This is a genomic window from Prevotella sp. P3-92 (genome assembly GCF_002251205.1).
Lineage (GTDB): Bacteria > Bacteroidota > Bacteroidia > Bacteroidales > Bacteroidaceae > Prevotella.
Genome location: NZ_NPJE01000010.1, coordinates 1 through 585, shown reverse-complemented (window position 1 = coordinate 585; position 585 = coordinate 1). Strand labels below are relative to the sequence as shown.

The following is a 585-nucleotide window of genomic DNA, read 5'->3' as shown; positions in this document are numbered from 1 at the left end:
TCGACAACAACACAGTAGTGACAGAACCTGTCTCAGTAAAAGTCAGTTTTTCTGGATTTGATTTTTCAGTAGTTCCTGACCAAAATTTCGCAACGTCACGTGCAAGTGCTGCAGAAGCACAAGTGACATGTATCGCATTTAAGGTTTTCGACGAAAACAACAAAGAGCTTTATGCTGAAAACAAAACAAAAGGAGAAAACGAAAACTTCGATCAGATTAATTGCGAACTTCCAGCTGGAAAATACACTTTCGTAGCTGTGGCACACAAGGCTAAAACTCCAAGTAACGGAGCTGCAGAAATCGTATCTCCAGATAAAGCGATCATCAATGATATCATGCTCTACAAGAGTACCTATGCAACAACGATGTCTGTTGATATTACCAGAGGTGAACCTAAAGAGGTTACTATGAACTTTGGCAAACGCATCACAGCATCATTCATGCTTCGTACAACAGATCCCTACCCTGAAGAAGTAGATGAAGTGGAAATCATCATCGACCCAGATCAGAATGTAGGTACTCCAAACCAATATACTTTCAATCCATCTACTGGATTTAGTTTTGCAAAACAATCATACACAACTA

Annotated in this window: 1 protein-coding gene; it reads left to right on the top strand. The window is 39.7% G+C overall.

The genetic code is table 11. The annotated features are described in order from the left end of the window. The coding region (locus tag CIK93_RS00960) for a FimB/Mfa2 family fimbrial subunit (RefSeq protein WP_144269523.1) at window positions 1-585 on the top strand (585 nt) is incomplete at both ends.